21 protein-coding genes are annotated in these 26,962 nt (G+C 64.5%); 8 read left to right on the forward strand and 13 right to left on the reverse strand.

Features of this window, described 5'->3' with window-relative positions:
• The first annotated feature begins 116 nt into the window (after positions 1 to 116).
• Genes AC25MA_RS24260 through AC25MA_RS24285 form a run of 6 tightly spaced genes read left to right on the forward strand, consistent with a single transcriptional unit; the run spans position 117 to position 6,165 of the window.
• Entirely contained in the window at positions 117 to 3,023 is a 2,907-nt protein-coding gene (locus AC25MA_RS24260) for a monovalent cation/H+ antiporter subunit A (RefSeq protein ID WP_028690552.1), read from the forward strand.
• Positions 3,023 to 3,367: a Na+/H+ antiporter subunit C gene (locus tag AC25MA_RS24265; protein ID WP_028690551.1), complete on the forward strand. Its 345-nt coding sequence runs from the start codon at positions 3,023 to 3,025 to the stop codon at positions 3,365 to 3,367. Before AC25MA_RS24260 ends, AC25MA_RS24265 begins: the two co-directional genes overlap by 1 nt.
• Positions 3,364 to 5,043, forward strand: a complete 1,680-nt coding sequence (locus AC25MA_RS24270) for a monovalent cation/H+ antiporter subunit D (protein ID WP_028690550.1) — start codon at positions 3,364 to 3,366, stop codon at positions 5,041 to 5,043. Before AC25MA_RS24265 ends, AC25MA_RS24270 begins: the two co-directional genes overlap by 4 nt.
• Positions 5,040 to 5,528, forward strand: coding sequence for a Na+/H+ antiporter subunit E (locus AC25MA_RS24275; RefSeq protein ID WP_028690549.1), 489 nt, complete (start codon positions 5,040 to 5,042; stop codon positions 5,526 to 5,528). Before AC25MA_RS24270 ends, AC25MA_RS24275 begins: the two co-directional genes overlap by 4 nt.
• Positions 5,525 to 5,803, forward strand: coding sequence for a K+/H+ antiporter subunit F (locus AC25MA_RS24280; RefSeq protein ID WP_011534656.1), 279 nt, complete (start codon positions 5,525 to 5,527; stop codon positions 5,801 to 5,803). Before AC25MA_RS24275 ends, AC25MA_RS24280 begins: the two co-directional genes overlap by 4 nt.
• Positions 5,800 to 6,165: a Na+/H+ antiporter subunit G gene (locus tag AC25MA_RS24285; protein ID WP_028690548.1), complete on the forward strand. Its 366-nt coding sequence runs from the start codon at positions 5,800 to 5,802 to the stop codon at positions 6,163 to 6,165. The genes AC25MA_RS24280 and AC25MA_RS24285 overlap by 4 nt, the downstream gene beginning before the upstream one ends.
• A gap of 3 nt (positions 6,166 to 6,168) precedes the next feature.
• On the opposite strand, the gene AC25MA_RS24290 is transcribed toward AC25MA_RS24285, so the two are convergent.
• Together AC25MA_RS24290 and AC25MA_RS24295 are read right to left on the reverse strand one after the other, a co-directional pair.
• Positions 6,169 to 6,378 (reverse strand): hypothetical protein, encoded by a 210-nt coding sequence (locus tag AC25MA_RS24290; RefSeq protein WP_028690547.1) that lies wholly within the window; start codon positions 6,376 to 6,378, stop codon positions 6,169 to 6,171.
• Positions 6,375 to 6,845, reverse strand: a complete 471-nt coding sequence (locus AC25MA_RS24295) for a hypothetical protein (RefSeq protein WP_028690546.1) — start codon at positions 6,843 to 6,845, stop codon at positions 6,375 to 6,377. The genes AC25MA_RS24290 and AC25MA_RS24295 overlap by 4 nt, the downstream gene beginning before the upstream one ends.
• Before the next feature lie 361 nt (positions 6,846 to 7,206).
• Here AC25MA_RS24295 and AC25MA_RS24300 point away from each other — a divergent pair, with 361 nt between their 5' ends.
• The gene (locus AC25MA_RS24300; RefSeq protein ID WP_155952684.1) at positions 7,207 to 7,347 is read left to right on the forward strand and encodes a hypothetical protein; all 141 of its coding nucleotides are present in this window, start codon (positions 7,207 to 7,209) and stop codon (positions 7,345 to 7,347) included.
• Positions 7,348 to 7,351: 4 nt separating this feature from the next.
• On the opposite strand, the gene AC25MA_RS24305 is transcribed toward AC25MA_RS24300, so the two are convergent.
• The 3 genes from AC25MA_RS24305 to AC25MA_RS24315 form a co-directional block, all read right to left on the reverse strand.
• Positions 7,352 to 7,546: a hypothetical protein gene (locus AC25MA_RS24305; protein ID WP_028690545.1), complete on the reverse strand. Its 195-nt coding sequence runs from the start codon at positions 7,544 to 7,546 to the stop codon at positions 7,352 to 7,354.
• 116 nt (positions 7,547 to 7,662) lie between these two features.
• Positions 7,663 to 9,147, reverse strand: a complete 1,485-nt coding sequence (locus tag AC25MA_RS24310; protein ID WP_236179970.1) for a methyl-accepting chemotaxis protein — start codon at positions 9,145 to 9,147, stop codon at positions 7,663 to 7,665.
• A gap of 273 nt (positions 9,148 to 9,420) precedes the next feature.
• Complete coding sequence (locus tag AC25MA_RS24315) at positions 9,421 to 9,825, reverse strand: TraR/DksA family transcriptional regulator (RefSeq protein WP_028690543.1); 405 nt, start codon at positions 9,823 to 9,825, stop codon at positions 9,421 to 9,423.
• 354 nt (positions 9,826 to 10,179) lie between these two features.
• Between AC25MA_RS24315 and AC25MA_RS24320 the strand changes: the two genes are divergently transcribed.
• Positions 10,180 to 14,727: a hypothetical protein gene (locus AC25MA_RS24320; RefSeq protein ID WP_486972466.1), complete on the forward strand. Its 4,548-nt coding sequence runs from the start codon at positions 10,180 to 10,182 to the stop codon at positions 14,725 to 14,727.
• Between the two features lie 36 nt (positions 14,728 to 14,763).
• On the opposite strand, the gene AC25MA_RS24325 is transcribed toward AC25MA_RS24320, so the two are convergent.
• The 8 genes from AC25MA_RS24325 to AC25MA_RS24360 form a co-directional block, all read right to left on the reverse strand.
• Entirely contained in the window at positions 14,764 to 15,537 is a 774-nt protein-coding gene (locus AC25MA_RS24325; RefSeq protein ID WP_028690542.1) for an enoyl-CoA hydratase, read from the reverse strand.
• A 13-nt stretch (positions 15,538 to 15,550) separates the two neighbouring features.
• On the reverse strand, positions 15,551 to 16,678 hold the full coding sequence (locus tag AC25MA_RS24330; RefSeq protein ID WP_028690541.1) for an acyl-CoA dehydrogenase: 1,128 nt from the start codon (positions 16,676 to 16,678) through the stop codon (positions 15,551 to 15,553).
• 8 nt (positions 16,679 to 16,686) lie between these two features.
• Positions 16,687 to 17,880, reverse strand: a complete 1,194-nt coding sequence (locus AC25MA_RS24335) for an acetyl-CoA C-acyltransferase (protein ID WP_182323532.1) — start codon at positions 17,878 to 17,880, stop codon at positions 16,687 to 16,689.
• Positions 17,881 to 17,892: 12 nt separating this feature from the next.
• Complete coding sequence (locus AC25MA_RS24340) at positions 17,893 to 18,660, reverse strand: SDR family NAD(P)-dependent oxidoreductase (protein ID WP_028690539.1); 768 nt, start codon at positions 18,658 to 18,660, stop codon at positions 17,893 to 17,895.
• 12 nt (positions 18,661 to 18,672) lie between these two features.
• Entirely contained in the window at positions 18,673 to 20,319 is a 1,647-nt protein-coding gene (locus AC25MA_RS24345; RefSeq protein ID WP_028690538.1) for an acyl-CoA synthetase, read from the reverse strand.
• 106 nt (positions 20,320 to 20,425) lie between these two features.
• Positions 20,426 to 24,934, reverse strand: a complete 4,509-nt coding sequence (locus tag AC25MA_RS24350) for an NEL-type E3 ubiquitin ligase domain-containing protein (RefSeq protein ID WP_486972467.1) — start codon at positions 24,932 to 24,934, stop codon at positions 20,426 to 20,428.
• 38 nt (positions 24,935 to 24,972) lie between these two features.
• Positions 24,973 to 26,034, reverse strand: a complete 1,062-nt coding sequence (locus tag AC25MA_RS24355; protein ID WP_069016216.1) for an AraC family transcriptional regulator — start codon at positions 26,032 to 26,034, stop codon at positions 24,973 to 24,975.
• 57 nt (positions 26,035 to 26,091) lie between these two features.
• Positions 26,092 to 26,955, reverse strand: a complete 864-nt coding sequence (locus AC25MA_RS24360) for a LysR substrate-binding domain-containing protein (protein WP_069016217.1) — start codon at positions 26,953 to 26,955, stop codon at positions 26,092 to 26,094.
• Between the last annotated feature and the right edge of the window lie 7 nt (positions 26,956 to 26,962).

Genomic DNA, 26,962 nt, shown 5'->3' on the forward strand with positions numbered 1-26,962 from the left:
TGTTATAAAAAAACAGCTTGTCACAGCACATTTGTAGGATCCTGCAACCGCTTGCGTGTTGGTGATCAACCGTCCGGCACGTATGATCCTTGGCAAACTTCTCAGAACAGAACGCTATGTCATTGATTGTGCTATTGCTTCTGCCCTTCCTGGGCAGTTGCCTGGCGGCTGTACTGCCGCACAACGCACGCAACGCCGAGTCCATTCTTGCCGGGCTCGTGGCCCTGGTCGGCACTGTCCAGGTGGCGTTGCTGTACCCCCAGGTCGCCGATGGCGGGGTGATCCGCGAGGAATTCCTCTGGCTGCCGAGCCTGGGCCTGAACCTGGTCCTGCGCATGGACGGCTTCGCCTGGCTGTTCAGCCTGCTGGTGCTGGGCATCGGCACCCTGGTGTCGCTGTACGCCCGCTACTACATGTCGCCCCAGGACCCGGTGCCGCGCTTCTTCGCCTTCTTCCTGGCGTTCATGGGCGCCATGCTCGGCCTGGTGATCTCCGGCAACCTGATCCAGCTGGTTTTCTTCTGGGAATTGACCAGCCTGTTCTCGTTCTTGCTGATCGGCTATTGGCACCACCGCGCCGACGCCCGCCGCGGCGCCTACATGGCGTTGATGGTCACGGGGGCCGGCGGCTTGTGCCTGCTGGTCGGGGCCCTGCTGCTCGGCCATGTGGTCGGCAGCTATGACCTGGACAAGGTCCTGGCTGCCGGTGACACCATCCGCCAGCATGCGCTGTACCCGGTGCTGCTGCCCCTCATCCTGATCGGCGCCCTGAGCAAGAGCGCGCAATTTCCCTTCCAGTTCTGGCTGCCCCATGCCATGGCGGCGCCCACCCCCGTCTCGGCTTACCTGCACTCGGCGACCATGGTCAAGGCCGGGGTGTTCCTGCTGGCCCGCCTGTGGCCGGCGCTGTCGGGCAGCGAGGAATGGTTCTGGATCGTCGGCGGCGCCGGTGCCGCCACCCTGCTGCTCGGCGCCTTCGCCGCGATGTTCCAGAACGACCTCAAGGGCCTGCTGGCCTACTCAACCATCAGCCACCTTGGGCTGATCACCTTGCTGCTGGGCCTGAACAGCCCGCTGGCGGCGGTCGCCGCAGTGTTCCATATCCTCAACCACGCCACCTTCAAGGCCTCGCTGTTCATGGCCGCGGGGATCATCGACCACGAGAGCGGCACCCGTGACATCCGTCGCCTGAGTGGCCTGTTCCGCCTGGTGCCGTTCACCGCGACCCTGGCCATGGTCGCCAGCGCCTCGATGGCCGGCGTGCCGCTGATGAACGGTTTCCTGTCCAAGGAGATGTTCTTCGCCGAGACCGTGTTCATCACCTCCACGGCCTGGGTCGAAGCGGCCCTGCCGGTGATCGCCACCCTGGCCGGAACCTTCAGCGTGGCCTACGCGCTGCGCTTTACCGTCGATGTGTTCTTCGGCCCCCCGGCCCAGGACCTGCCGCACACGCCTCACGAACCACCACGCTGGATGCGCGCACCGGTCGAACTGCTGGTGCTCACCTGCCTGGTGGTCGGCATCTTCCCGGCGCAATCGGTCGGCCCGTTGCTGGCCGCGGCCGCGACCCCCGTGGTGGGTGGCGTGCTGCCGGAATACAGCCTGGCCATCTGGCACGGCTGGAACGCGCCGCTGATCATGAGCCTGATCGCCATGACCGGCGGTATCGTGCTCTACCTGCTGCTACGCAAGCAGCTGCAGCGCGGCCGCTTCCCCTATCCACCGCTGATCGAGCGTTTCAACGGCAAGCGCCTGTTCGAGCACGGCCTGGTGCGCCTGATGCTGCTGGCCCGGCATGGCGAGCGGCTGCTGACCACCAAGCGCCTGCAGACGCAACTGTTCATGCTGGCACTGGCGGCCTTCGTCGCTGGCCTGGTACCTCTGCTGTACAGTGGCCTGAGCTGGGGCGACCGGCCAAAGATCCCGGGCTCCGGGGTGTTCGTCGCGCTCTGGCTGATCGCTATCGCCTGCGCCATCGGCGCCGCCTACCAGGCCAAGTATCACCGACTGGCAGCCTTGATCATGGTCGGCGTCTGCGGCCTGATGACCTGCATCACCTTCGTCTGGTTCTCCGCGCCGGACCTGGCGCTGACCCAACTGGCAGTCGAGGTGGTCACCACCGTGCTGATCCTGCTCGGCCTGCGCTGGCTGCCACGGCGTATCGAAGGCGTGTCGCCGCTGCCCGGCAGCCAGGACCGCGCACGCCTGCGGCGCCTGCGCGACCTGGTGCTGGCAGTGCTGGTCGGCGGCGGCATGGCACTGCTGTCCTACGCCATGCTGACCCGCCCGACGCCCAACGACATCTCGTCGTTCTACCTCAGCCGCGCCCTGCCCCAGGGCGGCGGCACCAACGTAGTCAACGTGATGCTGGTGGATTTCCGCGGCTTCGACACCCTCGGCGAGGTCACCGTGCTGGTGGCCGTGGCGCTGACCGTGTTCGCCCTGCTGCGCCGCTTCCGCCCGCCGAAGGAGAGCATGCAGCTGCCGGCGCAGCAACGCCTGCTGGCACCGGACGTGGTCACCGACCTGGTCAACCCACGCCAGGCCACCGACACCGCGCTCGGCTTCATGATGGTGCCGGCCGCCCTGGTGCGCCTGCTGCTGCCGATCGCCCTGCTGGTGTCGATGTACCTGTTCATGCGCGGCCACAACCAGCCAGGCGGCGGTTTCGTCGCCGGCCTGGTGATGTCGGTGGCGTTCATCCTGCAGTACATGGTCGCCGGCACCCAGTGGGTCGAGGCGCAGATGAGCCTGCGTCCGCTGCGCTGGATGGGCACCGGCCTGCTCTGCGCCACCCTCACCGGTGCCGGGGCGATACTGCTGGGCTACCCGTTCCTGACCACCCACACCGCCCATCTGCACTTGCCGCTGCTCGGTGACGTACACGTGGCCAGCGCGCTGTTCTTCGACATCGGCGTGTACACCGTGGTGGTCGGCTCGACCCTGCTGATCCTCACCGCCCTGGCCCACCAGTCAGTGCGCGCCTACCGCCCCGCCAAGTCCAGCCAAGCAGGAGCCGCCTGATGGAAGAAGTCATTGCAGTCGCCATCGGCGTCCTGGCCGCCTCCGGGGTCTGGCTGGTCCTGCGCCCGCGTACCTACCAGGTAATCATGGGCCTGTGCCTGCTGTCCTACGGGGTCAATCTGTTCATCTTCAGCATGGGCAGCCTGTTCATCGGCAAGGAGCCGATCATCAAGGACGGCGTGCCCCACGACCTGCTGCACTACACCGACCCGCTGCCCCAGGCACTGGTACTCACCGCGATCGTCATCAGCTTCGCCATGACCGCGTTGTTTTTGGTGGTACTGCTGGCCTCCCGCGGCCTGACCGGGACCGACCACGTCGATGGCCGGGAGCGTGAGGAATGAGCGGGATGAACCAACTGATCATCGCGCCGATCCTGCTGCCGCTGGTCACCGCGTCGTTGATGCTGCTGATTGGCGAGAAACACCGCTGGCTCAAGGCGCGCCTTAACCTGCTGTCCACCGCCCTTGGCCTGGGCATCGCCGTTACCCTGCTGATGTGGGTGCGCACCCAGGGCCAGGCCGAGTCCATTGGCGTCTACCTGCCAGGCAACTGGCCGGCGCCGTTCGGCATCGCCCTGGTGGTCGATCACCTGTCGGCGCTGCTGCTTACCCTCACCGGCATCGTCGGCTTGAGCGCCCTGCTGTTCGCCCGGGCACGCTGGGACGGTGCCGGGGCCAGCTTTCACGCACTGTTCCAGATCCAGCTGATGGGCCTGTACGGCGCCTTCCTCACCGCCGACCTGTTCAACCTGTTCGTGTTCTTCGAGGTGCTGCTGGCGGCCTCCTACGGCCTGCTGCTGCATGGCTCGGGGCGGGCGCGGGTCAAGGCCGGGCTGCACTACATCGCTATCAACCTGTTTGCCTCGTCGCTGTTCCTGGTCGGCGCGGCCATGCTCTATGGCGTGACCGGTACCCTGAACATGGCCGACCTGGCGCTGAAAGTGCCGCTGGTGCCAGAAGCCGACCGCGGCCTGCTGCATGCCGGCGCGGCGATCCTGGCCATTGCCTTCCTGGCCAAGGCCGGGATGTGGCCGTTGAACTTCTGGCTGGTGCCGGCCTATTCGTCGGCCAGCGCACCGGTGGCCGCGCTGTTCGCGATCATGACCAAGGTCGGGTTGTACGCCATCCTGCGCATGTGGACGCTGCTGTTCTCCGGCCAGGCCGGCGCCTCGGCGTTCTTCGGTGGCGACTGGCTGGTGTATGGCGGCCTGGCGACCCTGGCCGTGGCGGCCATGTCGATCCTCGCCGCCCAGCGCCTGGAGCGCCTGGCAGCCCTGAGCATCCTGATGTCCGCCGGCACGCTGCTGGCCGCCGTCGGCTTCGGCCAATCGATCCTGACCGGCGCCGCGCTGTTCTACCTGGCAAGCTCCACCCTGGCCCTGTGCGCGCTGTTCCTGCTGGCCGAGCTGGTTGAGCGCTCGCGCTCGGCCAACGAGGCGCCGCTGGACGATGAAGAAGATGCGATGCCTTCGCCCCTGGAATCGCTGCACCCGCCCAAGGGCATCAACCTGGACGACGAGCAGCAGGCGGTGATCGGCCAGATCATTCCCTGGACCATGGCCTTCCTCGGCCTGAGTTTCATAGCTTGCGCCCTGCTGATCATCGGCATGCCGCCACTGTCGGGCTTCATCGGCAAGCTCAACCTGATCAGCGCGCTGTTCAACCCGCAAGGCCTGGGAGTTGCCACTGAGCAGCCACTGGGCACCGCGGGCTGGATCCTGGTCACCCTGCTGGTGTTGTCCGGCATGGCCTCGCTGATCGCCTTCGGCCGCGTCGGCATCCAGCGCTTCTGGAAGCCCGAGGAACGCCCTTCCCCGGTGTTGCGTCGCTATGAATGCGTGCCCATCGTCATCCTCCTGGGCCTGTGCATCTTCCTCAGCCTCAAGGCCGAGCCGCTGCTGCGCTACACACAGGACACCGCCGCCAGCCTGCGCACGCCGGAGACCTACATCAAGGCAGTGATGGCGACCCGGCCGTTGCCCGGCCCGACCACCGCTGGCCTGGAGGTGCAACCATGAATCGACTGCTCCCCGCGCCACTGCTTTCCATTGCGCTGTTCGTGCTGTGGTTGCTGCTCAATCTGTCGGTCAGCCCGGGCAACCTGCTGCTGGGCGCCCTGCTGGGCATCCTCGCACCGATCTTGATGGCGCCGCTGCGCCCGCAGCATGCCCACGTGCGCAGGCCCTGGGTGATTGCCAAGCTGATCGGCCGGGTCGGCCTTGATGTGATCCATTCCAACCTGCAGGTCGCCCGTGGCGTCCTGCGCGCCGGCAGCACGCCGCCGCGCTCGGCGTTCGTGCACATCCCGCTGAACCTGCGCGACGCGCACGGCCTGGCGGCGCTATCGATGATCACCACCGTGGTGCCGGGCACCATCTGGTCGGAACTGGCCCTGGACCGCAGCGTACTGCTGCTGCACGTGTTCGATCTGGACGACGAACCGGCGTTCATCGAACATTTCAAACACACCTATGAACGCCCGCTGATGGAGATCTTCGAATGAGCGGCCTGCTCGCCAATGCCGTCCTCGCCAGCCTGTTCATCTTCGCCCTGGCGATGGGGCTGACGCTGATCCGGCTGTTCCGCGGCCCGTCCGCCCAGGACCGGGTACTGGCCCTGGACTACCTGTACATCCTGGGCATGCTGATGATGCTGGTACTGGGGATCCGCTACGCCAGCGATACCTATTTCGAAGGCGCCCTGCTGATCGCCCTGTTCGGCTTCGTCGGTTCCTTCGCCCTGGCCAAGTTCCTCCTGCGTGGCGAGGTGATCGAATGAACGAAAGCGTGGTATTGCCGTTCTGGCTGGAGCTGGTCACGGCTGCCCTGCTGCTTATCGGCAGCCTGTTCGCGCTGGTCGGCGCCATCGGCCTGGTGCGCCTGAAGGAGTACTTCCAGCGCATGCACCCGCCCGCACTGGCTTCGACCATCGGCGCCTGGTGCGTGGCGCTGGCCTCGATCCTGTATTTCTCGGTGCTCAAGCAGAGCCCGGTGCTGCACGCCTGGCTGATCCCGATCCTGCTGTCGATCACCGTGCCGGTGACCACCCTGCTGCTGGCCAGGGCCGCGCTGTTTCGCAAGCGCACCTCGGGCGAGGAGGTACCAGAAGAAGTCAGCAGCGGGCGTGATCGCGGTAACTGAGCCTCAGGCCTGGCTCAGGCGCTGCAGCTCGCGGCGCACCATGGCAACGAAGGGCGGCGGGCTCATCTGGTAGAGCTCGCCGGCCACCCAGGCCAGCCAAGCGCCCTGCAGTTCCAGCCGACGCGCCAGCAGGCGCTCGGCCTGTTCGATCGCCCTTGCCTGATGTTCACGGTGGAAGTCGGCCCGCGAGGCAGGCGTGGTGGCGTCGCTCACTCGCTGGCCTTGAAGGTGGTCAGCTCGCCCTTGCGCCACTTGGCGACCTTGCCGGTCACCGCCTTGAGTAGCTTGCCCAGGCCTTCCTGAACCTGCTGTTGGGCCGCGAACACAAGCATCACGCCCTGCCCTTCACGGAACACGATAGCCTCGCCTTCCGGCACGGAAACGAAGGCGTAGTCACCCTGCCCGTAGACATTGAACTTGATCTCGCGAAAACGCAGTTCGAGCTTGCCGCCTTCGCGGCTGGGCAGCACGGCGGCACGGAAGTGGTCACCCACTTTCAGCTCCAGGCGCTGCTTGTCGTCGACCACCATGGCATCGTCGGTATCGATCTCGGCCATGTACAGGCCGTCGGGGTTCTGCTCGGTGACATACACGAAACGCCCCTGGAACAACTTGACCAGCTTGGCGCGCAAATCGCCCAGAGCAAACAACGCATGGGTATCAAGAGTACTGACTGCCAATGAAAAGCTCCTCACATCAATTACAGCGGGCCGCACCGCGCACGCCGCTGGCGTGGGGTGGCAACCACTTCAAGTCGAAGTCCGATGGACCATGGATTCGGTAAGCGAAGATCCACGCACAGGTTCGATACGCCAAGCAGGGAACATTTCCCCGCTGGAACATCCGGCGTGCTTCGGCAAACTATCCGCAAATAGGAACCGTAATACCTGACAGCTAAAGGGTCAGGAAAGATGCGACTACTGGGGGCGACACTTCAGCTCAAGTGTGCCCCAACCCTTCATCGCGCATTACAGGTACAGGAATATGCACGAAAACACCGAATTCCGTCGAGAGGCACGTAGCATTTCTTGTCGCACGGCAGTGCCAGGTATCTCCCGGTATAGCGTCGTGGCCGCCGGCATCAGCTTCTTCCACATCACTGAAACCAACTCCGGCAAAGTCCACGGATTCCGCCAACGCTACCAGGACGCCTGGGAGCTCGCACGCTACCTGGAGCGCTGAGGGTTCACGCTGCGTGGCTCCTATCCACCTGCTGTTGCCACGCAGCCTGGCATTCCAGGGCCTCGTCGCGGCTGGCGAAGGCGGTGCCACGGCGCTCGCCGTCAACCAACACTACCCAGCACACCCTTATGCCCAAGGCCTGCAAGGACCGTGGCACACCACTGCCGATCATCACGGCCACGTCGACTCGGCTCGTCATAATTCCCTCCGGAATTTAATTAGCCACCTAACGATATGCCTATGATACGTCCTGGACCGCTTGCGAATAAGGCGCCAGGCAGAACAGCAGTGTTACATTCCGGGCAACAAATCGCGTCAGTCGAGCCCGGGTTCGGGGCGATACCCCAGACGCAGGCCACCCCAGTGTCGACCTGCGACAAAGATCGGTACCGACAGGTCGTGCATCAGCTCTCCCGTGTCTCGCGTATAGGTCTGCAACAGCACACGCTGCTGATGACTGCCACAGCGAGCGCCCGTGCGGTCGTCGAACAGGCGCTTGCTGCGGTTGTGCGCCGTGTCATGGGCGATATCGCCGGTCAGTGGTTGGTTGAAGGCATTGTTGTGGGTCGGCACATAGCCCTGCTGGGTACAGGCGATGGCATACACCAGCCCATCGTGTTGCAGCAACGGCTCCTGGAGCTGTGGCAGCACGGTATCGGTGTAGTGGTCGAAGCGCGTGGTGAAACGCGGAGGTTGCATGCCGGCAATCGGGCGATATTGCCGGTCGAACAGATCGTCCAAGCCAATGCGCCCCTGTTCGATATCCGCCTCGAAACGCTCGCCGATATGCCGCGCACCCGCCTGCGCCAGTTCAAACACCCGTTGGTGGTAGGCGTCCAGACCGACCTCGGCCAACCGTTCGCTGAGGCTTTCCACCTGCCCCTCCATTTGCACCGCCGCCTTGGCCAGGCGCCGGGTCTGCTGGTCGCTGACCTCCAGATCGCCGCGCACCTGGGCCACGGCCTGGAACAGGGTGTCGAGTTGGGCTTGGTTGATCTGGGTACCCCCAGCTATTTCGCTCACCTGACCCTCGACACTGGCCGCCAGGCTAGCGATCTGCGCCAGTTGCCCACCGGCCTGCTCGACCTGGCCGACCCCCTTGCCCAGGTCCTCGGCCAGCGTGCGGATCTGCGCCACCACCTGGGCGGTTCGCGCCTGGATGTCGGCAACCATCTGCCCCACTTCCTCGGTGGCGCTGGCGGTGCGCCCGGCCAGACCGCGCACCTCGTCGGCCACCACCGCGAAACCACGGCCATGTTCACCCGCCCGCGCCGCCTCGATGGCGGCGTTGAGCGCCAGCAGGTTGGTCTGGCTGGCAATGCCCTGGATCACCAGGGTGACCCGGGCGATATCCTCGCTGCGCTGATGCAAGGCCTCGATCAACTCGCGGCTGGCCGAAGCACGCACACTCAAATCACGCATGCACTGAATGGATTCGGCCAGCACCTCGCTGCCTAACACGCTGCTGCCGTGGGCTGAGCGTGCGGCTTCCAGTGCCTGCTGGCTTAGCTGAGCGGTCTGTTCCTCGGTGGTGATCATGATCTCGGCGCTGCCGACGATGTCTTGGGCAGCCCCTAACTGCGACTGCACGCGGGCGGCCAATTGCTGTACCGAATGGGCCACTGCAGCGGCCGACAACGCATTGTGGCTGGTGCCACGGGCCAATTCTTGAAGCAGCGAACTGTCCGCGGCCGCGGCAGGCGTCGACTGCGCGACGACCGCCTTGCGCGCAAGCGGCACCCACAGCACCAAAAGCGCCAACGGCAGGGCCAGGTACAAGGACAGCCCGGCGAACGCCATCGCCGCCAGTACCGCGCACAGCGCAACGCCCCGCCCCAGGGCGACGGCGGCTCCCGCATGGGTGGGGGTGGCCCGCGGTCCTTCGCCAGCCCGCAGAGATCCTTCTCGCATCATCTTCGTGATCCATCCACATGTCGTTATTGTGACGACATTAAACGCCACTATAACGCCATTATCCACGCTCACTTGGATGCAGGCGGCCACCCGTTGATACAGGGCAAGAAAACACGAAGGCCCCAGGGATCGCTCCCTGGGGCCTTCGTGGGCGCTGGATCAGACTTGCCGCTGGTGGCGGTCGAGCTGCTCGTGACGCTCCTGGGCTTCGATGCAGTACTTGGTGGTCGGGCTGATCAGCAGGCGCTTGAGGCCGATCGGCTCGCCGCTGTCGTCGCACCAGCCGAAGCTTTCATCGGCGATGCGGTCCAAGGCCATCTCCAACTGCGGCAGCAGGCGCTGGTCACGATCGATGGCGTTGACCAGCCAGGTGCGCTCTTCCTCGACCGACGCCACGTCAGCGGGATCCGATGGGGTATCCAGGCTTTCGATGGAATTGCGGCTGAGTTCGATGCGCTCGTGGGTTTCGACTTTCATCGCCTGCAGCAGCGCGGTGAAGTACGCGAGCTGTTCGGCGTTCATGTAGTCATCGGCCGACATGGCCAGCAACTGTTCCTTGGTCATCGACTTCTCTATGAAAAATGTGCATTTGGGCGATTCAGGTGCCGCCGACGACGTATCGTCGGTAGCGAAATTCTTCAAGCGCCAACCGGCACTCTTTTACAGGGGGCGGCAGTCTAAGGTGCCGCGTCGCAGTGGGCAACATAAATGACGGAGGATTTGTCCGAAATGGCCAGGAATCCGCCTACTGGTGCGCAGCCGCCGCTTTGCGACGGCCAGGGAGCAATATGTCGTAACGATTCTGGCTTTCATCACGCCTGAACGCAAACGGCGCAGCGGCTGGAGGTAGCGGGTTAGTGACCGCGAAGCGCCGTAAACCCGCTTCATACGACCTTTACTCACGTATGAGGCTTGATCATGCACGACCTACCACATCTGCGCCTTGCCCGCTCCAGCCCGCTTCAATGCAAGATTGCCAGACGGTTCAGCGAGCGTCCGGAGCTGCTCGACGCCGCAGACCATGTCCTCGCCGCTCAGTGGTCGCATTATCTACCGAACGCAACCCAGGATCCAAGGGCACTTTATCTCGCCAGCCGAAATCCACGTTCCGACAACCTGTGGGTTCGCCCCTTGGCGCAAGTGCTCATTGAGCGCTATTGCATACGCCGGACACTCAACCTCACGGTTGGCGAGGACACCCTCACCGCTCGCGTCGATGGTGATCCGGCCGGGCAGGTGCCTCTACCTCTGCACCAGGTGGAGCTGCTAATCAATGACAACGCACCGTTACTGCTCGAGGTGTACCGGCAATCATTGGCGAGCTACTGGAGCCACTTCGACAGCAGTGGTGAAACCCCCTGGCATTGGTACGCCGAAGAACTTCGCAGCCGTTTTCTGGAGGCCATCGAAGCCCACCAGAACGCTGGCAGCCTACCTCCGTTCGCCCTGGCCATCGCCAGGCTGGTGCATTCCGACCCCGATCACAGGAACCGGCAGAATACAGCCGGCCTGCGCGTCTGGCAGCTTGCCGCGGACTTTTCCAGGGATGAGACGCTGGACAATGAACTGGCGAGCGCGCTGCTGATCGAACACAGCGATACCGACCCCAGGCGCAACCTGACCCTGCTTTATACCCTCACAGGCAAGCTGCTCGCTTTCCCCTCCCGCCAGGAGATGCTGGAGAGCATCGCTCGATACTGGCCCACGAGGTCCCGGACCACCTCCCGGGAAGTCAGTATCGGTCAGACCGCTCAAGGGGACTTCGAAAGCATGGCGCTGGGTGTGCTGGAACAGCAACTACGGGTGATCGACCATTGCGCCACGGCCCATCGAAGCAGACTCGACGCCATCAACATGAGCCTGGAGCTGGACCGGCTTACCTCCATGCTCGACCTGTGCAGCGAGGCCGAATCCAAGCAACGCAACGCGATATCGGCCCTTCTTCCGGATTGGCTGCGTAACGCCAGGAGCCAGCCGTTGTTGCGCTACAGCACGCTACTGCTCGACGTCGCCCAGTCCCGCCAGAATACCAACGGGCAGTTCTGGCTCGACGGTATCGACAATGCCGAAGACTTCGCCTACCGGCAACTGGCCGCACGCTTCGAAGCGGATTATCCGCGCGCCCCGCTTGACCCCAGGCAGGTCCGGGTCGTCAACTACCAGACCATCGCCACCGCCGCCGCGCGCCCTGGGCTTGCCAGCACGGGCGAGGTAGATCCCGTCACCTTCTCCCTCGCCCAATTGGCGATTGCCAATATCGGGCTGCTCAGGCCAGGGCGGGTGGAGTTGCTCTCGAACAACGCAGACCTGCTGCCTGGCTGGCTGGACGAAAACTACCTGCGCACGGTGGTCAGCGAGCTGGACATCGCCAGCGCATTCCCCGCCATGCTACGCAGCAAGCTGTTGGATGACAGCGCCCAACGCGAGCAGCGTCAACGCCTGCTCATCGCGCAACTCGGCAGCCAATTGCCCGCACTGGCGCAGGAGCTCTACCTGCGCGGAAAACTGGCGGATCAGGACGTTGCCAGCCATATCAGCCAGGTGTTCAGCAGCGCAGACGACGATGACAATGACCCGAAGCGCTGGGTCATCCGACCGTTGGGCCTGCTCAAGGCCCCCGGCTCGACAGTGGACTATCCACGCAATACCTGGCTCATCGAGCCACGGTCACCCAGTGCCGACAGTTGCCTGTTGTACCGTCCCCTGCACGAGGATAGCCTGTTGCAGTTCAGCGATCGGCTGGCGCTGTTCGTGGCCATCAGTACCCCTGGCGCCCTGCAGGATGACCTGCTGCAACGCCTTCCGGCCGAAGTCCACAGATTCTATGCCCATGGCGGCTTCCTCGAGCCTCACCTGTTCGTTCCACTGGATGACACCAGCGCCATCCCTTTCGGCAGGCCAGCTCCGGTGGAGCTGACCATCGAACCAAGTTCCAGCGATGTCGGCGCAGATCTCTACCTTGCCTGCGTCAACGAATCGATCCAGACGTTTGAAGCGCATGCCTCGACCAGCGCACAGACCCGCTGGACGCGCTGGAAAGAGCTGGGCTGGCTGCTGTTCAACACCCTGCTTCCCCTGGCGGGCGGCACACTGGGCAGGGTGGCATGGCTGGCGCAGATGGAAGTGGCGCTGGCCGACTTCGTCAACACCGACGCCGAACTCGACCCCACCGGGCACGAGCAGGCCGCGGTCAACCTGCTGGTCAATATCGCCCTGCTGCTGGTCACCCATTCGATTACCCGCCTGCATGAGCAAAGCGCAAAGGCGCGCACGCTTGGCGCACCGGTCACGGCGCTTGGCGCATCCGAACAGCAACCCGTGCCCCCCACCGTGGTCCAGGCCGCCTCTTTGCTCCATCTCGACTTCAGCTGGACGCGATCCACCCAATCCCTGACTGCCGGGCAGAACTCCGCACTGCGCGCGTTACGGGCGGATATCATCCCCGCTTCACTCGGTGAACCGGTGCCCAGCGGCCCCTTGCGTGGCCTGTACCTGCAGGGTGACAAGTTCTATGCGCAGCTGCATGGCAACCTGTACCACGTCATGCTCGACATGCCTCGCAACCAGATGCGCATCATCGGCCCTGACGAAACCGCAGGCCCTTGGCTGCGCCCCGACGAGGCCGGACGCTGGCAGTTGGACCTGAGGTTGACGCTCAAGGGGGGCATGCCACTGTCCGCGCAGATCCGCAAGCTGCAACTGGAAAAGGAAAGTGCCCTGCGCGCCGTCAACGCATTGATCAAGGCCGACAAGGACACCATCGATGCCAGGATCCGGGAACAGGCCACCCTTGAGAAGCTGGTGGCCGCACCGCTAGATGACGCCCGCCTGCAGACCTGCCAGGACAAGCTCGACACGCTGTCGGCGTTCTGGGCGACGCATATCGAACACCTGAAACAGCGCAACGCTTTGCAGCCGGTGAAGGACTTCAAGAAAGTCCATGCTTTCGCGCTGTATCAGGACAGCTTCTGCCAGCGGCTGCTGCACAAGGTCCTGCACCTGCGCTATCAACCTGATCGGAGCCAGTTGCTCAAAGCTGCCCGCCTCCAGCAGGCCGGTGAGACGCTTACCCCCACGGACGTCAGAATCATCGCCGCTCGCCTGGACAGACTTGCGCCCTTGATTGAGCGGATGATCGGTAACAATCGACGCCTGCGCCACTGCCAGGATGAGCTGAACAAGCTGGCCAGCCCCCAACAACCCGAGATCCGCCAATGGCGGGACCTCGCTATCAGTGTGCCAGCAACTGCGGAGAGAGAACTGATCCTGCGCTTCTTGCGTCTCGAAGGATTGCTCAACCGCATGAGCCTGGTACACGGTCTGAGCGACGAGGCGTGCTACTGGAGTGATCGCTTCTGGAGCAGCTTCGAGCTGGGTATTGCCCAGCGTACAAAACTGTTCAAGCTGGAAAACGCCGACGACGAGATCACCGCCAGATTGCTGCGCAGTATCGTCGGCCACCTTCAGGCCGCGACGCGACAACTGCAAATCTTCACCACATTGGTCAAGGACGGCGCGGCGCTGGAGACTCTACAGGAGATAAATGAACAACTCGCCTGGGTGCTTGAGCGAAACCGCAATGACCTGAACGAACTGCCCGATTACCCGCCAATCAGTACACTGGGGCAACTGCGCAAGAAGGTGCCCGGGCTGATCGAGACCACCGAGCACGGGCTGCTCCTGGCCGATCCGCGCAGCGACGATGCCAACACCGTCGATATTCCCGGGCCGGAGGACAAGACACCCGCGCGCACCTACCACCTCAAGCAGGGCGACTGGGTGGAGCTCAAGCCTGACCAGCCTACCTCACGCCCAATCCAGATGCCCCTCAAACGCCTGCTCAGGGAGAGCGACACGTTGTTTGAGCAGGCCCGCGACGAGGTGTCGAACCTGCAAGCGCACGCGAATCGCTATCTGCCGGTGGAAATCGAGGAGAGCGTGCTTTATCAACGCACCCGCCTGCTCGAACGGGTCAACGCCATCGAGACATGTCTGACCGAGAACAACGAAACCGACGAGGCCCGTGCCGGCAAGGATGCCGAGCTGGTCGCCGGATCCCTGCGCAGGCTGGCGGACGAGTTGCAGGAAACGGCGACGCGGCTACGCGTGTCAGCCGCCCTCACGCAGAAACCGCGCATGGGTGAAGTCATGTACCTGGCCGATGGCGGGCACGTGCAATTGCGTGCCACGGGGGGCCGCAACCGACTGGCCAGGCTCAAGGGCCGGCCCGCCGATTTTCTCGACGAATACAGTATCAGCCATGCAGGCAAGGTTCTGTGGTATGCGCACTTCCACTACCCGTCGATGACCGCGGCCAAGGCTGACTTCACCGCCGGGCATCTGAAAACAGCAGCGCAACGGCACATGCCCGGCCAGCGCTACAGCGATGCCAGCGGCAGGGTGTTCGACGTCTATCGCGCACCGATCACCAGCACGGCCGCCGCCCGATACTTCTTCGACCTGTAAGCCAGGGGGCGCGGTCCAGGCTGCGCCCCCTTCCCGTCAGCGGTCCTTGAACTGCGCCTCGCGCTTGGCAATGAACGCAGCCATGCCCTCTTTCTGGTCTTCGGTGGCGAACGCGGCATGGAACACCCGGCGCTCGAAGCGAACGCCTTCGCTCAAGGTGACCTCGAAGGCGCGGTTGACGCTCTCCTTGACCATCATGCTCACCGGGATCGACTTGCTGGCGATGGTCGCGGCCACCTTCAGCGCCTCCTCCACCAGCTCGGCCTGAGGCACGATACGCGCCACCAGGCCGGCACGCTCGGCTTCCTCGGCGCCCATCAGGCGACCGGTCAGGCACAGCTCCATCGCCTTGGCCTTGCCCACGGCACGTGTCAAGCGCTGGGTGCCGCCCATGCCCGGCAGCACGCCGAGGTTGATTTCCGGCTGGCCGAACTTGGCGTTGTCGGCGGCCAGGATGAAGTCGCACATCATCGCCAGCTCACAGCCACCGCCCAGGGCGAAGCCCGACACCGCGGCGATGATCGGCTTGCGCCGGTTGGCGATGCGATCGGAATCGCTGAACAGGTCTTCGACGTAGATCTGCGGATACTGCAGCTCGGCCATTTCCTTGATGTCAGCGCCGGCGGCGAAGGCCTTGGCGGAACCGGTCAACACCACACAGCCGATGTTTGGATCCTTCTCCAGCTGGTCCAGGGCCAAGTTGATCTCGCCGACGATCTGCGCGTTCAGCGCGTTCAGCGCCTGCGGGCGATTGAGGGTGATCAGGCCGACCTTGCCGTGGATGTCCAACAGGATGGTTTCGAATGCCATGCAGTCTGCTCCTTCAAAGATTGCGCGCAATGACCATGCGCTGAATGTCGCTGGTGCCTTCGTAGATCTGGCAGACCCGCACATCGCGGTAGATCCGCTCCAGCGGGAAGTCGCTCAGATAGCCATAACCGCCGAGGGTCTGCAAGGCGTCCGAACAGACCTTTTCGGCCATTTCCGAGGCGAAAAGCTTGGCCATCGAGGCTTCCACCAGCGCCGGGCGTCCGGCATCGCGCAGGGCGGCGGCGTGCAGCACCATCTGCCGGGCCACGGCGATCTTGGTTGCCATGTCGGCCAGGCGGAAGGCCACGGCCTGGTGCTCGATCAGTGGCTTGCCGAAGGTCTGCCGCTCGTTGGCGTAGTCGCGTGCCGCCTCGAATGCGGCGCGGGCCATGCCCACCGACTGCGAGGCGATGCCAATCCGCCCGCCTTCGAGGTTGGCCAGGGCAATCTTGTAGCCCTGCCCTTCTTCACCCAGGCGGTTGCCCACCGGCACGCGCACGTTGTCGAAGACGATCTGGCAGGTGTCGGAGGCATGCTGGCCAAGCTTGTCCTCGACTCGCGCCACCTGGTAACCCGGTGAATCGGTGGGCACGATGAAGGCCGATATGCCGCGCTTGCCAGCGTCTGGATCGGTGACGGCGAAGACGATCACCACTCCGGCGTTCTGCCCGGAGGTGATGAACTGCTTGCTGCCGTTGAGCACGTAGTGATCGCCGTCCAGGCGGGCGCGGGTCTTCAGGCTGCTGGCGTCGGAGCCGGCCTGGGGCTCGGTCAGGGCAAAGGCGCCGAGCATCGAGCCGCTGGCCAGTGGCGCCAGGAACTGCTGCTTCTGCGCCTCGCTGCCGAACTTGAGGATCGGCACGCAGCCCACCGAATTGTGCACGCTCATGATGGTCGAGCAGGCGCCGTCACCGGCGGCGATCTCCTCCAGGGCCATGGCATAGGCCACATAGCCGGTGTCGCTGCCGCCGTACTGCTCCGGCACCAGCATGCCGAACAGGCCCAGGCCGGCCATCTCCTCGATGGCCTCCTTGGGGAAGCGGTGCTCCCTGTCCCACTGTTCGGCAAACGGCTTCAGACGCTCCTGGGCGAAGTCGCGCACGGCGTCGGCGATCTGTTGTTGTTCTTCAGTTACCAGCATGATTCACCTCAGTACAGGCACTCGACCGCCATGGCCGTCGCTTCGCCACCGCCGATGCAGATGGCCGCCACGCCACGGCGCAGGTTGTTCTGGCGCAGGGCCGACAGCAGGGTCACCAGAATGCGTGCGCCCGAGGCGCCGATCGGATGGCCCAGGGCGCAGGCGCCGCCGTGAATATTGACTTTGTCATGGGGCAGGTCGAGGTGCTTCATGGCCGCCAGGGTGACCACGGCGAAGGCCTCGTTGATCTCGAACAGATCGACATCGGACAGGTTCCAGCCAGTGCGCTTGAGTAGCTTGTCGATAGCGCCAATGGGCGCGGTGGGGAACAGCGCCGGGGTGTCGGCAAAGGCCGCGTGGCCATGGATCACCGCCAGCGGTTTGAGGCCGCGTTTCTCAGCCTCTGAGCGACGCATCAGCACCAGCGCGGCGGCGCCGTCAGAGATGGAACTGGAGTTGGCCGCGGTGACGGTGCCGCCTTCGCGGAAGGCCGGCTTGAGCTGCGGGATCTTGTCCAGGCGCGCCTTGGGCGGCTGCTCGTCGTCCTTGATGACGCGTTTTTCCTTGCCCTCGGTGACTTCCACCGGAACGATCTCGGCGGCGAAGCGGCCGCTCTTGATCGCTTCCTGGGCACGGGTCAGCGAAGCGATGGCGAAGGCGTCCTGAGCCTCACGGCTGAAGTCGCCCTTCTGCGCGCAGTCCTCGGCGAAGGTGCCCATCAGGCGACCCTTGTCGTAGGCGTCTTCCAGGCCGTCCATGAACATGTGGTCGATGATCCTGCCGTGGCCCATGCGGTAGCCGCCACGGGCCTTGTCCAGCAGGTACGGGGCGTTGGTCATGCTTTCCATGCCACCGGCGACGATGACATCGGCGCTGCCGGCCAGCAACTGGTCATGGGCCATGATCGCCGCCTGCATGCCAGAGCCGCACATCTTGTTCAAGGTGGTGCAGGTGGTGTGCTTGTCCAGGCCGGCACCCAGCGCCGCCTGGCGCGCCGGTGCCTGACCCTGGCCGGCCGGCAGCACGCAGCCGAACAGCACCTGCTCGACACTGCCGGCATCGATGCCGGCACGCTCGACGGCGGCGCGGATGGCCGCGCTGCCCAGCTGCGCCGCGGTCAGGCTCTTGAGGTCGCCTTGCAGGCCGCCCATCGGCGTGCGCACGGCGCTGACGATGACAATCGGATCGTGATTCAGGCTCATGTTCGGTTCTCCTTACTTGGCAGCCATGCGCAGCGCGCCGTCGAGGCGGATCACCTCGCCGTTGAGCATGCTGTTCTCGATGATATGGCGGGCGAGCGCCGCGTACTCCTGCGGGCGGCCCAGGCGTGGAGGGAACGGCACGCCGGCGGACAGCGAGGCACGCACTTCGTCGGTCATGCCGGCCATCATCGGGGTTTCGAAAATGCCCGGGGCGATGGTCATCACGCGGATGCCGAAGCGCGCCAGTTCGCGGGCCGCCGGCAGGGTGAGGCTGGCGATGGCGCCCTTGGAGGCGGCATAGGCGGCCTGGCCGATCTGGCCGTCATAGGCGGCGATGGAGGCGGTATTGATGATCACGCCCCGCTCGCCGCCCTCGTCCGCCGGCCCTTCGGCCATGGCTGCGGCGGCCAGGCGCAACAGGTTGAAGCTGCCGATCAGGTTGACGTTGATGACCTTGGCGAAGCTGCCCAGGGCATGCGGCCCATTCTTGCCCAGGACCTTCTCAGCGCCGACGATACCCGCGCAGTTGACCAGTCCGTGCAGATTGCCAAAAGCACTGACAGCGGCATCGACCGCCGCCTTGGCGGCCTGTTCGTCGCTGATGTCGGCCACCGCGAAACGGGCATTGGCGCCCAGCTCGGCGGCCTTGGCTTCAACCGCCGCAGCATTCAGATCGACCAGCATGACCTTGGCGCCAGCCTCGATGAGCATCTGCGCGGTGGCGGCGCCCAGGCCCGAGGCCGCGCCGCTGACGATGAAGTTCTTTTGAGTGATGTGCATGTCGGTCTTCCTTCAGGCGCCCGCAGCGATCGGCTGCGCGGCTTGTTGTCGGGCGATTTCCTGATTGCGCAGGATGAAGCGTTGCAGCTTGCCGCTCGGGGTCTTGGGCAGCTCGCCGACGAATTCGATTTCACGCGGGTAGGCGTGGGCGTAGAGGCGCTGGCGCACGTGCTGGCGCAGGGTTTCCTCAAGTTCGGTACTGCCCTGATAACCGTGGGCGAGCACCACGAAGGCCTTGATCAGCTCCGTGCGTTCCGGGTCGGGTTTGCCGATCACAGCCGCCTCGACCACCGCCGGGTGCTCAATCAGTGCGCTTTCAACATCGAACGGGCCGACTCGGTAGCCCGAGGTGGTGATCACATCGTCGCTGCGGCCGACGAAGCTGATGCTGCCATCCTGGTTGAGCTCGACGGTGTCGCCGGACAGGTAGTACCTGCCAACGAACGCCTTGGTTGGCAGCCCGTGGTAACCGGCGAACCAGCACAGCGGCGACTGCTCGCGGTCCACCGCGAGAATGCCAGGCTGGCCGGCAGGCAGTTCATTGCCCTGCTCGTCCACCACCACGATGCGGTGGCCGGGAATGGCGAAGCCGGCCGAGCCCAGGTGCACCGGGTGCGCCAGCGCATGGTGGTTGCACAGCACCATGCCCAGCTCGGTCTGGCCGTAGTGGTCGTGGATAGTCACCCCAAGTTCGTCGGCGAACCAGCGGATCACTTCCGGATTGAGCGGTTCGCCGGCACTGCTGACCACCCGCAGGCGCCCCTTGATCGGCGCCGCAAACGCGCTGCCCGCCGCGATCAGCAGCCTGTAGGCTGTGGGCGAGCCCGCCAGATTGGTGATGCCCAGCTTGTCGATGACCCGCGCACAGCTTTCGACACTGAACGGGCCGTCGTAGAAGGTGGTGGCGTGGCCCAGCGACAGCGGCCCGGTGACCGCGTAGTAAAGGCCGTAGGCCCAGCCGGGGTCGGCCAGGTTCCAGAAGTTGTCGTCCGCTCGCAGGCCGATGGCGTCGCGCATGTAGCCCTGGAACGCGACGATGGCGCGCAATGGCACTTCCAGTGGCTTGGCCGGGCCAGTGGTGCCCGAGGTGAACATCAGCAGGAATGGATCGTTGCCGTTACGCATCACCGGCGCGCAATCGCTGGCGGCAGTCTCGAGACTGCGGTGGAAGTCCAGCTCACCCTCGGCGGCACCGACCGTGACGAGGATCGGGCAGTCCTCCACCTCATCGAGCTTGGGCCGGTTGTGGCGATCAGTGACCACCACCTTGGCATGGGACTGCTCGAGACGGTGCTCGATGGCCTTGGGGCCGAAAGCGGTGAACAGCGGTTGGTAGACCGCGCCCAGGCGCCAGGTGGCGAGAATGGTCACCAGCAGTTCGGGAGTACGCGGCATGAGCCCGGCGACGCGGTCGCCGGCCCCCACGCCCTGGGCCTTGAGCACGTTGGCAAAGCGTGCGGCCAGGACCTGCAGTTGATCGAAGGTATAGCGCTCGCTGTTGCCATCGCGGTCTTCACAGACCAGGGCGGTTTTGTCGCTGCCGCTGTGGCGGTCGCAGCACTCGACACAGGCGTTGAGGGCCTCGAGATTGCCATGCAACGCCGCGGCAGCGGCTCGGGCATGGTCGAACGAACGAGCGGCCTCGGCATAATCGCGCATCGTCAGACTCCTGGTTTCTTATTGTTGGAGTGCACATCGGTCTGACGATGTTCGCGCCGGTCAGCTCATCCGGCAATGGCCAAAGCTGTCAATCGGGCTGAGCGGATTAGACCGGATCGAGCGGTTGCCCGGCGGATTGCATGATCAAGGCCTCGTGGGCGAGCTGGATCGTCACGGCATATTCCTCCTGTTCACGCGTGACCTTGAGCACACGCCAGCGACGGTCATACTCCGCGCTGCTCAGGCTCTTGTCTTCGTCGAGCCTGGTGCCTTCCGCGCCGGCGCGTTCGAGGATCTCGTCGAACAGCGCCGGGTGCCGTGCCTCCACATATTTGCGCCAGAAATCGCGCCCCGCGAGGCTTTTTGCCAATGCCTCGTCCGTCTCGCTGGCCTTCACCGCCGCCAATACCGTCTGCTCGAGATCGTCGGTGATGCCCGCCAATGCCACGAACTGCATGTTCCTTGGCTGCCCTGGCAAATCCAGCGCCTTGGTCAGCGCGATGCGATAGCCGATCACCACTTCGAGCACATCGACGTATACACCCCCCATCTCTCTTCGCGCAGCCTCATTCCTGGCCAGCAAGTCCACTTGCTCCAGCCGGAACAACTGCCGGCCCAGCTTGAGCAGTTCTTCCCCGCCCTTGCCGGTCGCAGCCTTCGCCGTGGCCTGGTGCACCATCTTCTGGATAATCAGTGCGCTAAAACGATCAGCGATCCTGTCGACGCACTCGCCTGGCTCGCTGGAGTCGGCGAAGATCAGCTCACGCAAGGCCGCGTCACCGTCGATGGCCTGCAACAACTCCCACAACTGGCCGGCGAGGTAGGTACTGGCAGAACGGAAGTCCGCCGTTTCGGTGAGTGAGCGCAGCAAACGGAACAACTCTCGACTATCTTCCATCCCTGCCAGGCGCTCCCACAGGGCCCTGCTGCGCCCCTGTTCATCCTCGGGCGCAAGCGCAACCCAGCGCTCCTTGGCAGGCGTCAAGATGCGCTCCTGGACGATTTCCTCCCCATGGTTGTGAACCGGGTCCATCCAGTAAAGCTCGCGGCGCACCTGCAATGACATCGGGTTGAAGTCCGTGCGCAACCGGTACCTGAACGCCGCGGGCATGCTGAGCACCTCGGCGGGCACAGTCCGGATCTGGTTGCCACTGAGGTCGGCAAGTGACAGAAACGCGCAGTCCTGCAATCCGGCAGGCATCGTCCGCAACCGGCAACGGCTCACGTCCAGGTGCCGCAATTGCGTCGGCTCATTGAAATGCAGGTTCAGCAGGCGAATCGGATTATTGCTGAGGTCGATCGTCCGTAAGCGTGACATCTGCGAAAGCAACCGCTCATCCGCCGCGTCCATTTCAATGCGATTGCCGGAGGCTCGCAGTTCAACCAGGTTCCCGCATTGTGCGATGCTCGATGGCAGCGCGATCAACTGGTTGTTGCTCACATTCAGGAAACGCAAGCCATCGAAGCACCGCAAAAACCTGTGAGGCACTTCCCTCAGCGCCATTCGGCACATTACCAGGTTGGTGATGTGCGTAAGGTCTACCTGTTCCGGCAGTCTGGGCAGTTCCTGAATGCGACAATTGCTCAGGTCGAGCACCCGGCCCCGCACCTCTCCCTCCCTGCTGTAGATCACTTCACTTTCATAGCGCCACGCTTCACGCAGGCGCCTGGCCACGATGCCACGCAATCCCGGGGACGCCGATGGCGCATGCGCTTGCGCCCATTCACGCAGCGCGATGTCGAGCAAGTTGTAGTTGCTCTCCTCGTACAACAACGCCTCAAGCGGGCTGCGGCCCAGCGGATCACGTCGCAATTGCGCGACCTTGCTCTCGACCTGGGCATCGTCGAGCACGGGATAGAGCGCGCGAATGCGCTCTCTGAGGATGGTGATGCCATTGCGCGCGGTGTTTCTCGAAGACCGCCCACCGAGCGTGTAACCGACCCGGCCGTCAGGCAACCTTTTTCCAGGGTTGAACCATGGCGTGGACGCTTGCATGTCAAGCAATGAGTACCAGTCGCTGCGTTTTTCCGGTAAAGCCTTGATCAACGCAAGGCGCAGCGATTGCGCAGGGTCACTCGGCTCAAGCTCGAGCGCACTTCGCTGGCTCTCGTCGAGCGCGGCGATGATCGCCTGGAACAGATTCCCCGGCGCGGCCACCTCGGAGTCACGTTGCATGCCTTGCGCGTCATACAAGCGCATCGCACCGTCTCGTCGAGCCAGCACGATCCTCGCATCACTCGCCACCGCCGGATTGGTGATCGCCAGCATACGGCCATCCTCGGCGCGCAGCTCGAGACCGACTCGGGTCGGCCACATCGGCAGCTTCTCGAGCAGTCGCATGACCAACAGGCCAGCATCCTCGCAGTAGGCGCTGTTCAGGTACAACCCTTCCATTGCCCGGTTCAGCCGCGCCAGCTGCAACAGCGAGCGTACCTTGGTTGCGACCGTGTAAGGCACTCGTGCCTCGACCCTGGCCACCTGCTCGACCACCGCATCGCATTCTCGCACCGCCTCCTCGGCATAAGCGTCAGGCAAGCCCGGGAAGTCCCGCTTCACCAGCGTGAACAATGGGTTGCCCGGGGGCGTGATACGCGCCAGATGCTCAAACAGCAGCGCTTGCACTTCGGCTTGCCGGTCGGCGAGCCACACCGCTGCGCCAGGTGCATCCACAGCCTGCATACCTGGCCGGGTACGGCACCACGCCAGCACCTGGGCATCCTCCAGCGTCGCGCCCGGGGCCTTCACAGCCTTGAATACCGCGGTGACACGCGCATCGGCCTCGAAGCGACGCAGCGTGTCGCGCAGGTTGACCGGCGCGGGCCGATTCTGTACCAGCACACCACGCAGCTCGTCCTGGTCGACGCCCGCCACCGTCAGGATCTGTTCGGCACGCTGCGGGTCCAGCGGCACCTGATGAGGCCACAGACGATTGAGCATGGCGCAGCTATCATCCCACTCCAGCGGGCGCTCCAGACAGATGCGCCAGCAGCGTTCGCCGTTGTACTCGATGCTTGGCGCGAACGCGTCCTGGTCGTGGGGATGACACAAGCGCCAGGGCTGCTCGGGGGCCGTCTGCCGGACTTCGTAGTAACGCCGGTCCACGTGCAACCAGCGTCGGTTTCCGACCGCGTAGAGGCCGTTTTCCTGCAACACCGGTTGCTCGGGCGTCGACTCGTAGACACTCAAGTCATGGTTCCACAGCCGCTGCTTGCCATCGACGAGTTCGACAGGTTCCAGCGCGTCGACGAAGGCGCTGCCAGCGAAACCACGGGCGACCAACGCCACACCGGCCCCAGTCACCGCCGTCACCGCGACCGTCTTGGCCACTTCGATCATATGGTCCAAGGCCTCGTGCTGATGGCCTTGCTGCCAGTCCCCCACCCCGGCATAGACCTCGCCAAGGGTGTCCACCAACAATTTTCCAAGCAGCACCATGCCAATGGCAGGGACCGCCATGCCCGCGACACCCAGCAAAGCGAGCCCGACCCCCTCCCAGCGCTTGATACGGCGATCAGCGGCCGCGTGGTCAGCGTCGGCGGCGCACACCAGCAGCAATCGACCATCGGCCTTGATTCGCGCCACCTGGCTGCGCGCCAGCAATGCGAAGACATTGTTGTCCTGAGCCGCGCGGCGTTGCAGATTGAGGTCGGGGACATCGTCGGACAAACGCTTGAGCATGGTTTCCAGAAAGTCAGGCTGCTCGTGCAGGGTCACCAGGCCACGCACACGGCGTCTGAAGTCCTGCTCTCGCAGCGCCGCCACCAGGTGCTCGGAGAGCGACTCGAACGAATCGAAGCAACGCAGTGGTTGCTGGTGATCGACCGGCAGGTAAAGCACCACGCCGGCCGCCTTGTTTGCCTTGTCGTACAGTTGAATCAGCAGCGCGTTGATCAGCGTGCAATCGAGCATGCGCAACTCGCCGGCATTGGAGCGCAGCGGCGCCTCCGACAGGCTGGGCATGTCATGGATCAAATGCTGCAACGCGGCATGCTGAGACTCGGACAAATGGCCCTGCACCAGTGCGTGCTGGCACGCCAGGGCAAACCCCGAACGCTGGTGACGGGTCAGCAGCGCCACAGTCGCCCCATCGAACTGCCGGTCGAGTAGATCTTGATACTGCTTGCCAGCGTCCAGCGCCCTGCAACGCGCGGCAAAATCGTCGGCGTCGCCGGACAGCACCGTGTTACTGCCAGGGCACACGACGCCACTACCGGAGAAGAACTGCGCGCCCTCTTCGAATCCCTGCATCAAACGCAACAAGGCGGGAGCGCGCAGTCCCCAACGCACCGCGGAGGGCGCGCTTAAGAGCCCCGAAGTGCCTTGCCGAATATCCAGCCACTGCAGTGCCTTGACTTCATGCGTGCCTTTGTCGAGATCAGCCAGGAGCGGGTGGAACACCTGTTCGGCAAACTGCTGTGGCGACAGCAGCGCTTGGGTCGCCAAAGCCAGTTGACGAGCGTTGGTATCGTGAGTTTTGAGGCAATCGCACAAGGCATCGAGTTGCTCGGCCTTGGCCTCCTTGAGCCAATCAGGCAGTTGCGCCTTGATGAAGTCGTCCGTGATCGCGTGTGGCGTGACCGTCGCTGCTGGTTGGGGCGTTGTAGTTGCTGACATGACGAAGCATCCTGCGGTTTCAGAACCCTCGACACTAGTCAGCTCGCCCCACCCGGCACAGAGGGAAACGGCGCCAGCCGGTGCGGCATTTCGCCTTGGATGATCAGGTTGCGGTAATGGCCTGGGTTGCAACCGAACCACTTGCGAAATGCCTTGTAGAACGAGCTGGCGTCGGCAAAGCCCAGGCGTTGCGCGACGTCGGCAAGGCCAAGCGCTGGCTCGGCCAGCCAGGTGATCGCCAATTCTCGACGCAAACTGTCCTTGATGCCCTGGTAGCTGTGCCCTTCCTCGGACAGGCGCCGCCGCAAGGTCGCCACCGACATGCACAGGTTCTGCGCCACCGTCTGCGCATCCGGCCATGCGCCTGGCTCGATCTCCAGCAATGTCGTACGAATGCGTAGCGCCAGACTGCCAGGGTCGCGGTACTTGACCAGTATGTTGCCCGGCGCTTCGGCCAGGAACCGCTGCAACTCCTGCGGCGTGCGCCGGATCGGCAGGGTCAGGCAATCGGCAGCGATGATCATGCGCGTGCGTGGACGCTCAAACGTCAGATTCTGCGAGAACATGACCCGGTAATCGTCGCAGAACGGCGGCTCGGGGCAGCGCAGCTCGATGGCCAGGATCGGAATCCGCCGGCCGGCCAGCCAGCAGGCGACGCCATGCACGATCATCCAGAAGGTGAAGTAGGTGAACGCACGCCGTGGCTGCTCCAGCGGTTCGTTGATGACGATCTCTGCCAGGCTCTGCTGGCGGACCAGACTCGGTTGCAGGTCTTCGAGCATCAGCGCCAGAAACCCCAGCACAACCTCCAGACCAGCGCCAAGGGTGGGCTGCGCCATGCTCGCCCGGCACATGAACGCGAGGCTGCCGCTACGCAGGCCGCGCGGATCCATGGCAAAGAACTCGTCGTTGCAACGACGAGCCAACAGGCGCCACAGGCGGGCATAGGCCTCGGCGCTGACCCGCGCCTCGGGCAGGTCGAGCCGGCCGATCTCGATGCCCGCCCGGACCAGCAAGCCGACATCGGGCTGGCCCGCCGGGCAAGTCTGCAACAGCGCTTCACGCACCAGCTGCATGGAAATGGTGTCTTTCTCGCTCATCGACGGTCCCGTCGGCTGTAGGCCGGCCATCTTAGGCCGTCGCGCTCGAAACAGCCATCACGCGGCAGCCGCCAGCCCGAGAAACGCCTGGATCAGGCGCAGCTCGCGACGGCGCTCCAGGCAACCGACCATGTGCTGGTTGACCAGGCCCTGACCGGCCAGGGGGCGGGCCACCACCCGCGGGTCATGGGCCACTTCGGTGGAGGACACCACGCCGATGCCCAGTTCCGCCGCCACCGCCTCGGTGACCGCTTCGCGGCTGTCCAGCTCCAGCAGCACCCTAGGTTGCACACCCGCGTCGGCGCAGGCCTTGTCGAAGGTGCGCCGGGTGGTCGAACTGGGCTCGCGCAGCACCATGATCTGCCTGTCCAGCTCGGCCAGCGGCAAGTCTCCCCCGGTATCCGTCCACGCATGCCCCACGGGCAACAGTGCACACAACCGCGACTCGCACAACGCCTGCAGGTGCAGGCCCTTGCGCGGCTCGATCTCGGTCAGCACGGCCACATCGGCATGTTCCGACAACAACGCGGCCAGGGTTTCCTGGGCATTGCCCAGGCGCAGGTTGACGGTGATACCCGGGTAGCGCTCGCGCAGCTGCGCCAGCATCGGCATCACCCGGTGCGGGCCGTCAGCCGCCACCTCCAGGCGCCCGGTCAGCAACTGCCGGTTAGCCTCGAGCATGGACTGGGCTTCCTCGGCCAGGCCGAACATGGCCCGGGTGATGGCCGCCAGGCGCGCACCCTCCTCCGTCAGCTCGACCCGCCGGGCGGTACGGCGCAGCAAGGTGATCTGGTAGTGCTCCTCCAACGCCTTTACATGCCCGGTCACCGCCGGCTGGCTGATGAACAGGCGCTCGGCGGCGCGGGTGAAACTGCCCTCGCGGGCGACGGCGTCGAAGGCGCGGAGCTGGAACAGGTTCATATCTATC

Source organism: Pseudomonas sp. P65(2024) (assembly GCF_057480955.1).

What these genes read in the sequence shown, in the direction of transcription:
- AC25MA_RS24260 (WP_028690552.1), top strand. Translation starts at nt 117, where the DNA reads ATGTCATTGATTGTGCTATTGCTTCTGCCCTTCCTGGGCAGTTGCCTG.
- AC25MA_RS24265 (WP_028690551.1), top strand. Translation starts at nt 3,023, where the DNA reads ATGGAAGAAGTCATTGCAGTCGCCATCGGCGTCCTGGCCGCCTCCGGG.
- AC25MA_RS24270 (WP_028690550.1), top strand. Translation starts at nt 3,364, where the DNA reads ATGAGCGGGATGAACCAACTGATCATCGCGCCGATCCTGCTGCCGCTG.
- AC25MA_RS24275 (WP_028690549.1), top strand. Translation starts at nt 5,040, where the DNA reads ATGAATCGACTGCTCCCCGCGCCACTGCTTTCCATTGCGCTGTTCGTG.
- AC25MA_RS24280 (WP_011534656.1), top strand. Translation starts at nt 5,525, where the DNA reads ATGAGCGGCCTGCTCGCCAATGCCGTCCTCGCCAGCCTGTTCATCTTC.
- AC25MA_RS24285 (WP_028690548.1), top strand. Translation starts at nt 5,800, where the DNA reads ATGAACGAAAGCGTGGTATTGCCGTTCTGGCTGGAGCTGGTCACGGCT.
- AC25MA_RS24305 (WP_028690545.1), bottom strand. Translation starts at nt 7,546, where the DNA reads ATGACGAGCCGAGTCGACGTGGCCGTGATGATCGGCAGTGGTGTGCCA.
- AC25MA_RS24310 (WP_236179970.1), bottom strand. Translation starts at nt 9,147, where the DNA reads ATGGCGTTCGCCGGGCTGTCCTTGTACCTGGCCCTGCCGTTGGCGCTT.
- AC25MA_RS24315 (WP_028690543.1), bottom strand. Translation starts at nt 9,825, where the DNA reads ATGACCAAGGAACAGTTGCTGGCCATGTCGGCCGATGACTACATGAAC.
- AC25MA_RS24320 (WP_486972466.1), top strand. Translation starts at nt 10,180, where the DNA reads ATGCACGACCTACCACATCTGCGCCTTGCCCGCTCCAGCCCGCTTCAA.
- AC25MA_RS24325 (WP_028690542.1), bottom strand. Translation starts at nt 15,537, where the DNA reads ATGGCATTCGAAACCATCCTGTTGGACATCCACGGCAAGGTCGGCCTG.
- AC25MA_RS24330 (WP_028690541.1), bottom strand. Translation starts at nt 16,678, where the DNA reads ATGCTGGTAACTGAAGAACAACAACAGATCGCCGACGCCGTGCGCGAC.
- AC25MA_RS24335 (WP_182323532.1), bottom strand. Translation starts at nt 17,880, where the DNA reads ATGAGCCTGAATCACGATCCGATTGTCATCGTCAGCGCCGTGCGCACG.
- AC25MA_RS24340 (WP_028690539.1), bottom strand. Translation starts at nt 18,660, where the DNA reads ATGCACATCACTCAAAAGAACTTCATCGTCAGCGGCGCGGCCTCGGGC.
- AC25MA_RS24345 (WP_028690538.1), bottom strand. Translation starts at nt 20,319, where the DNA reads ATGCGCGATTATGCCGAGGCCGCTCGTTCGTTCGACCATGCCCGAGCC.
- AC25MA_RS24350 (WP_486972467.1), bottom strand. Translation starts at nt 24,934, where the DNA reads ATGTCAGCAACTACAACGCCCCAACCAGCAGCGACGGTCACGCCACAC.
- AC25MA_RS24355 (WP_069016216.1), bottom strand. Translation starts at nt 26,034, where the DNA reads ATGAGCGAGAAAGACACCATTTCCATGCAGCTGGTGCGTGAAGCGCTG.
- AC25MA_RS24360 (WP_069016217.1), bottom strand. Translation starts at nt 26,955, where the DNA reads ATGAACCTGTTCCAGCTCCGCGCCTTCGACGCCGTCGCCCGCGAGGGC.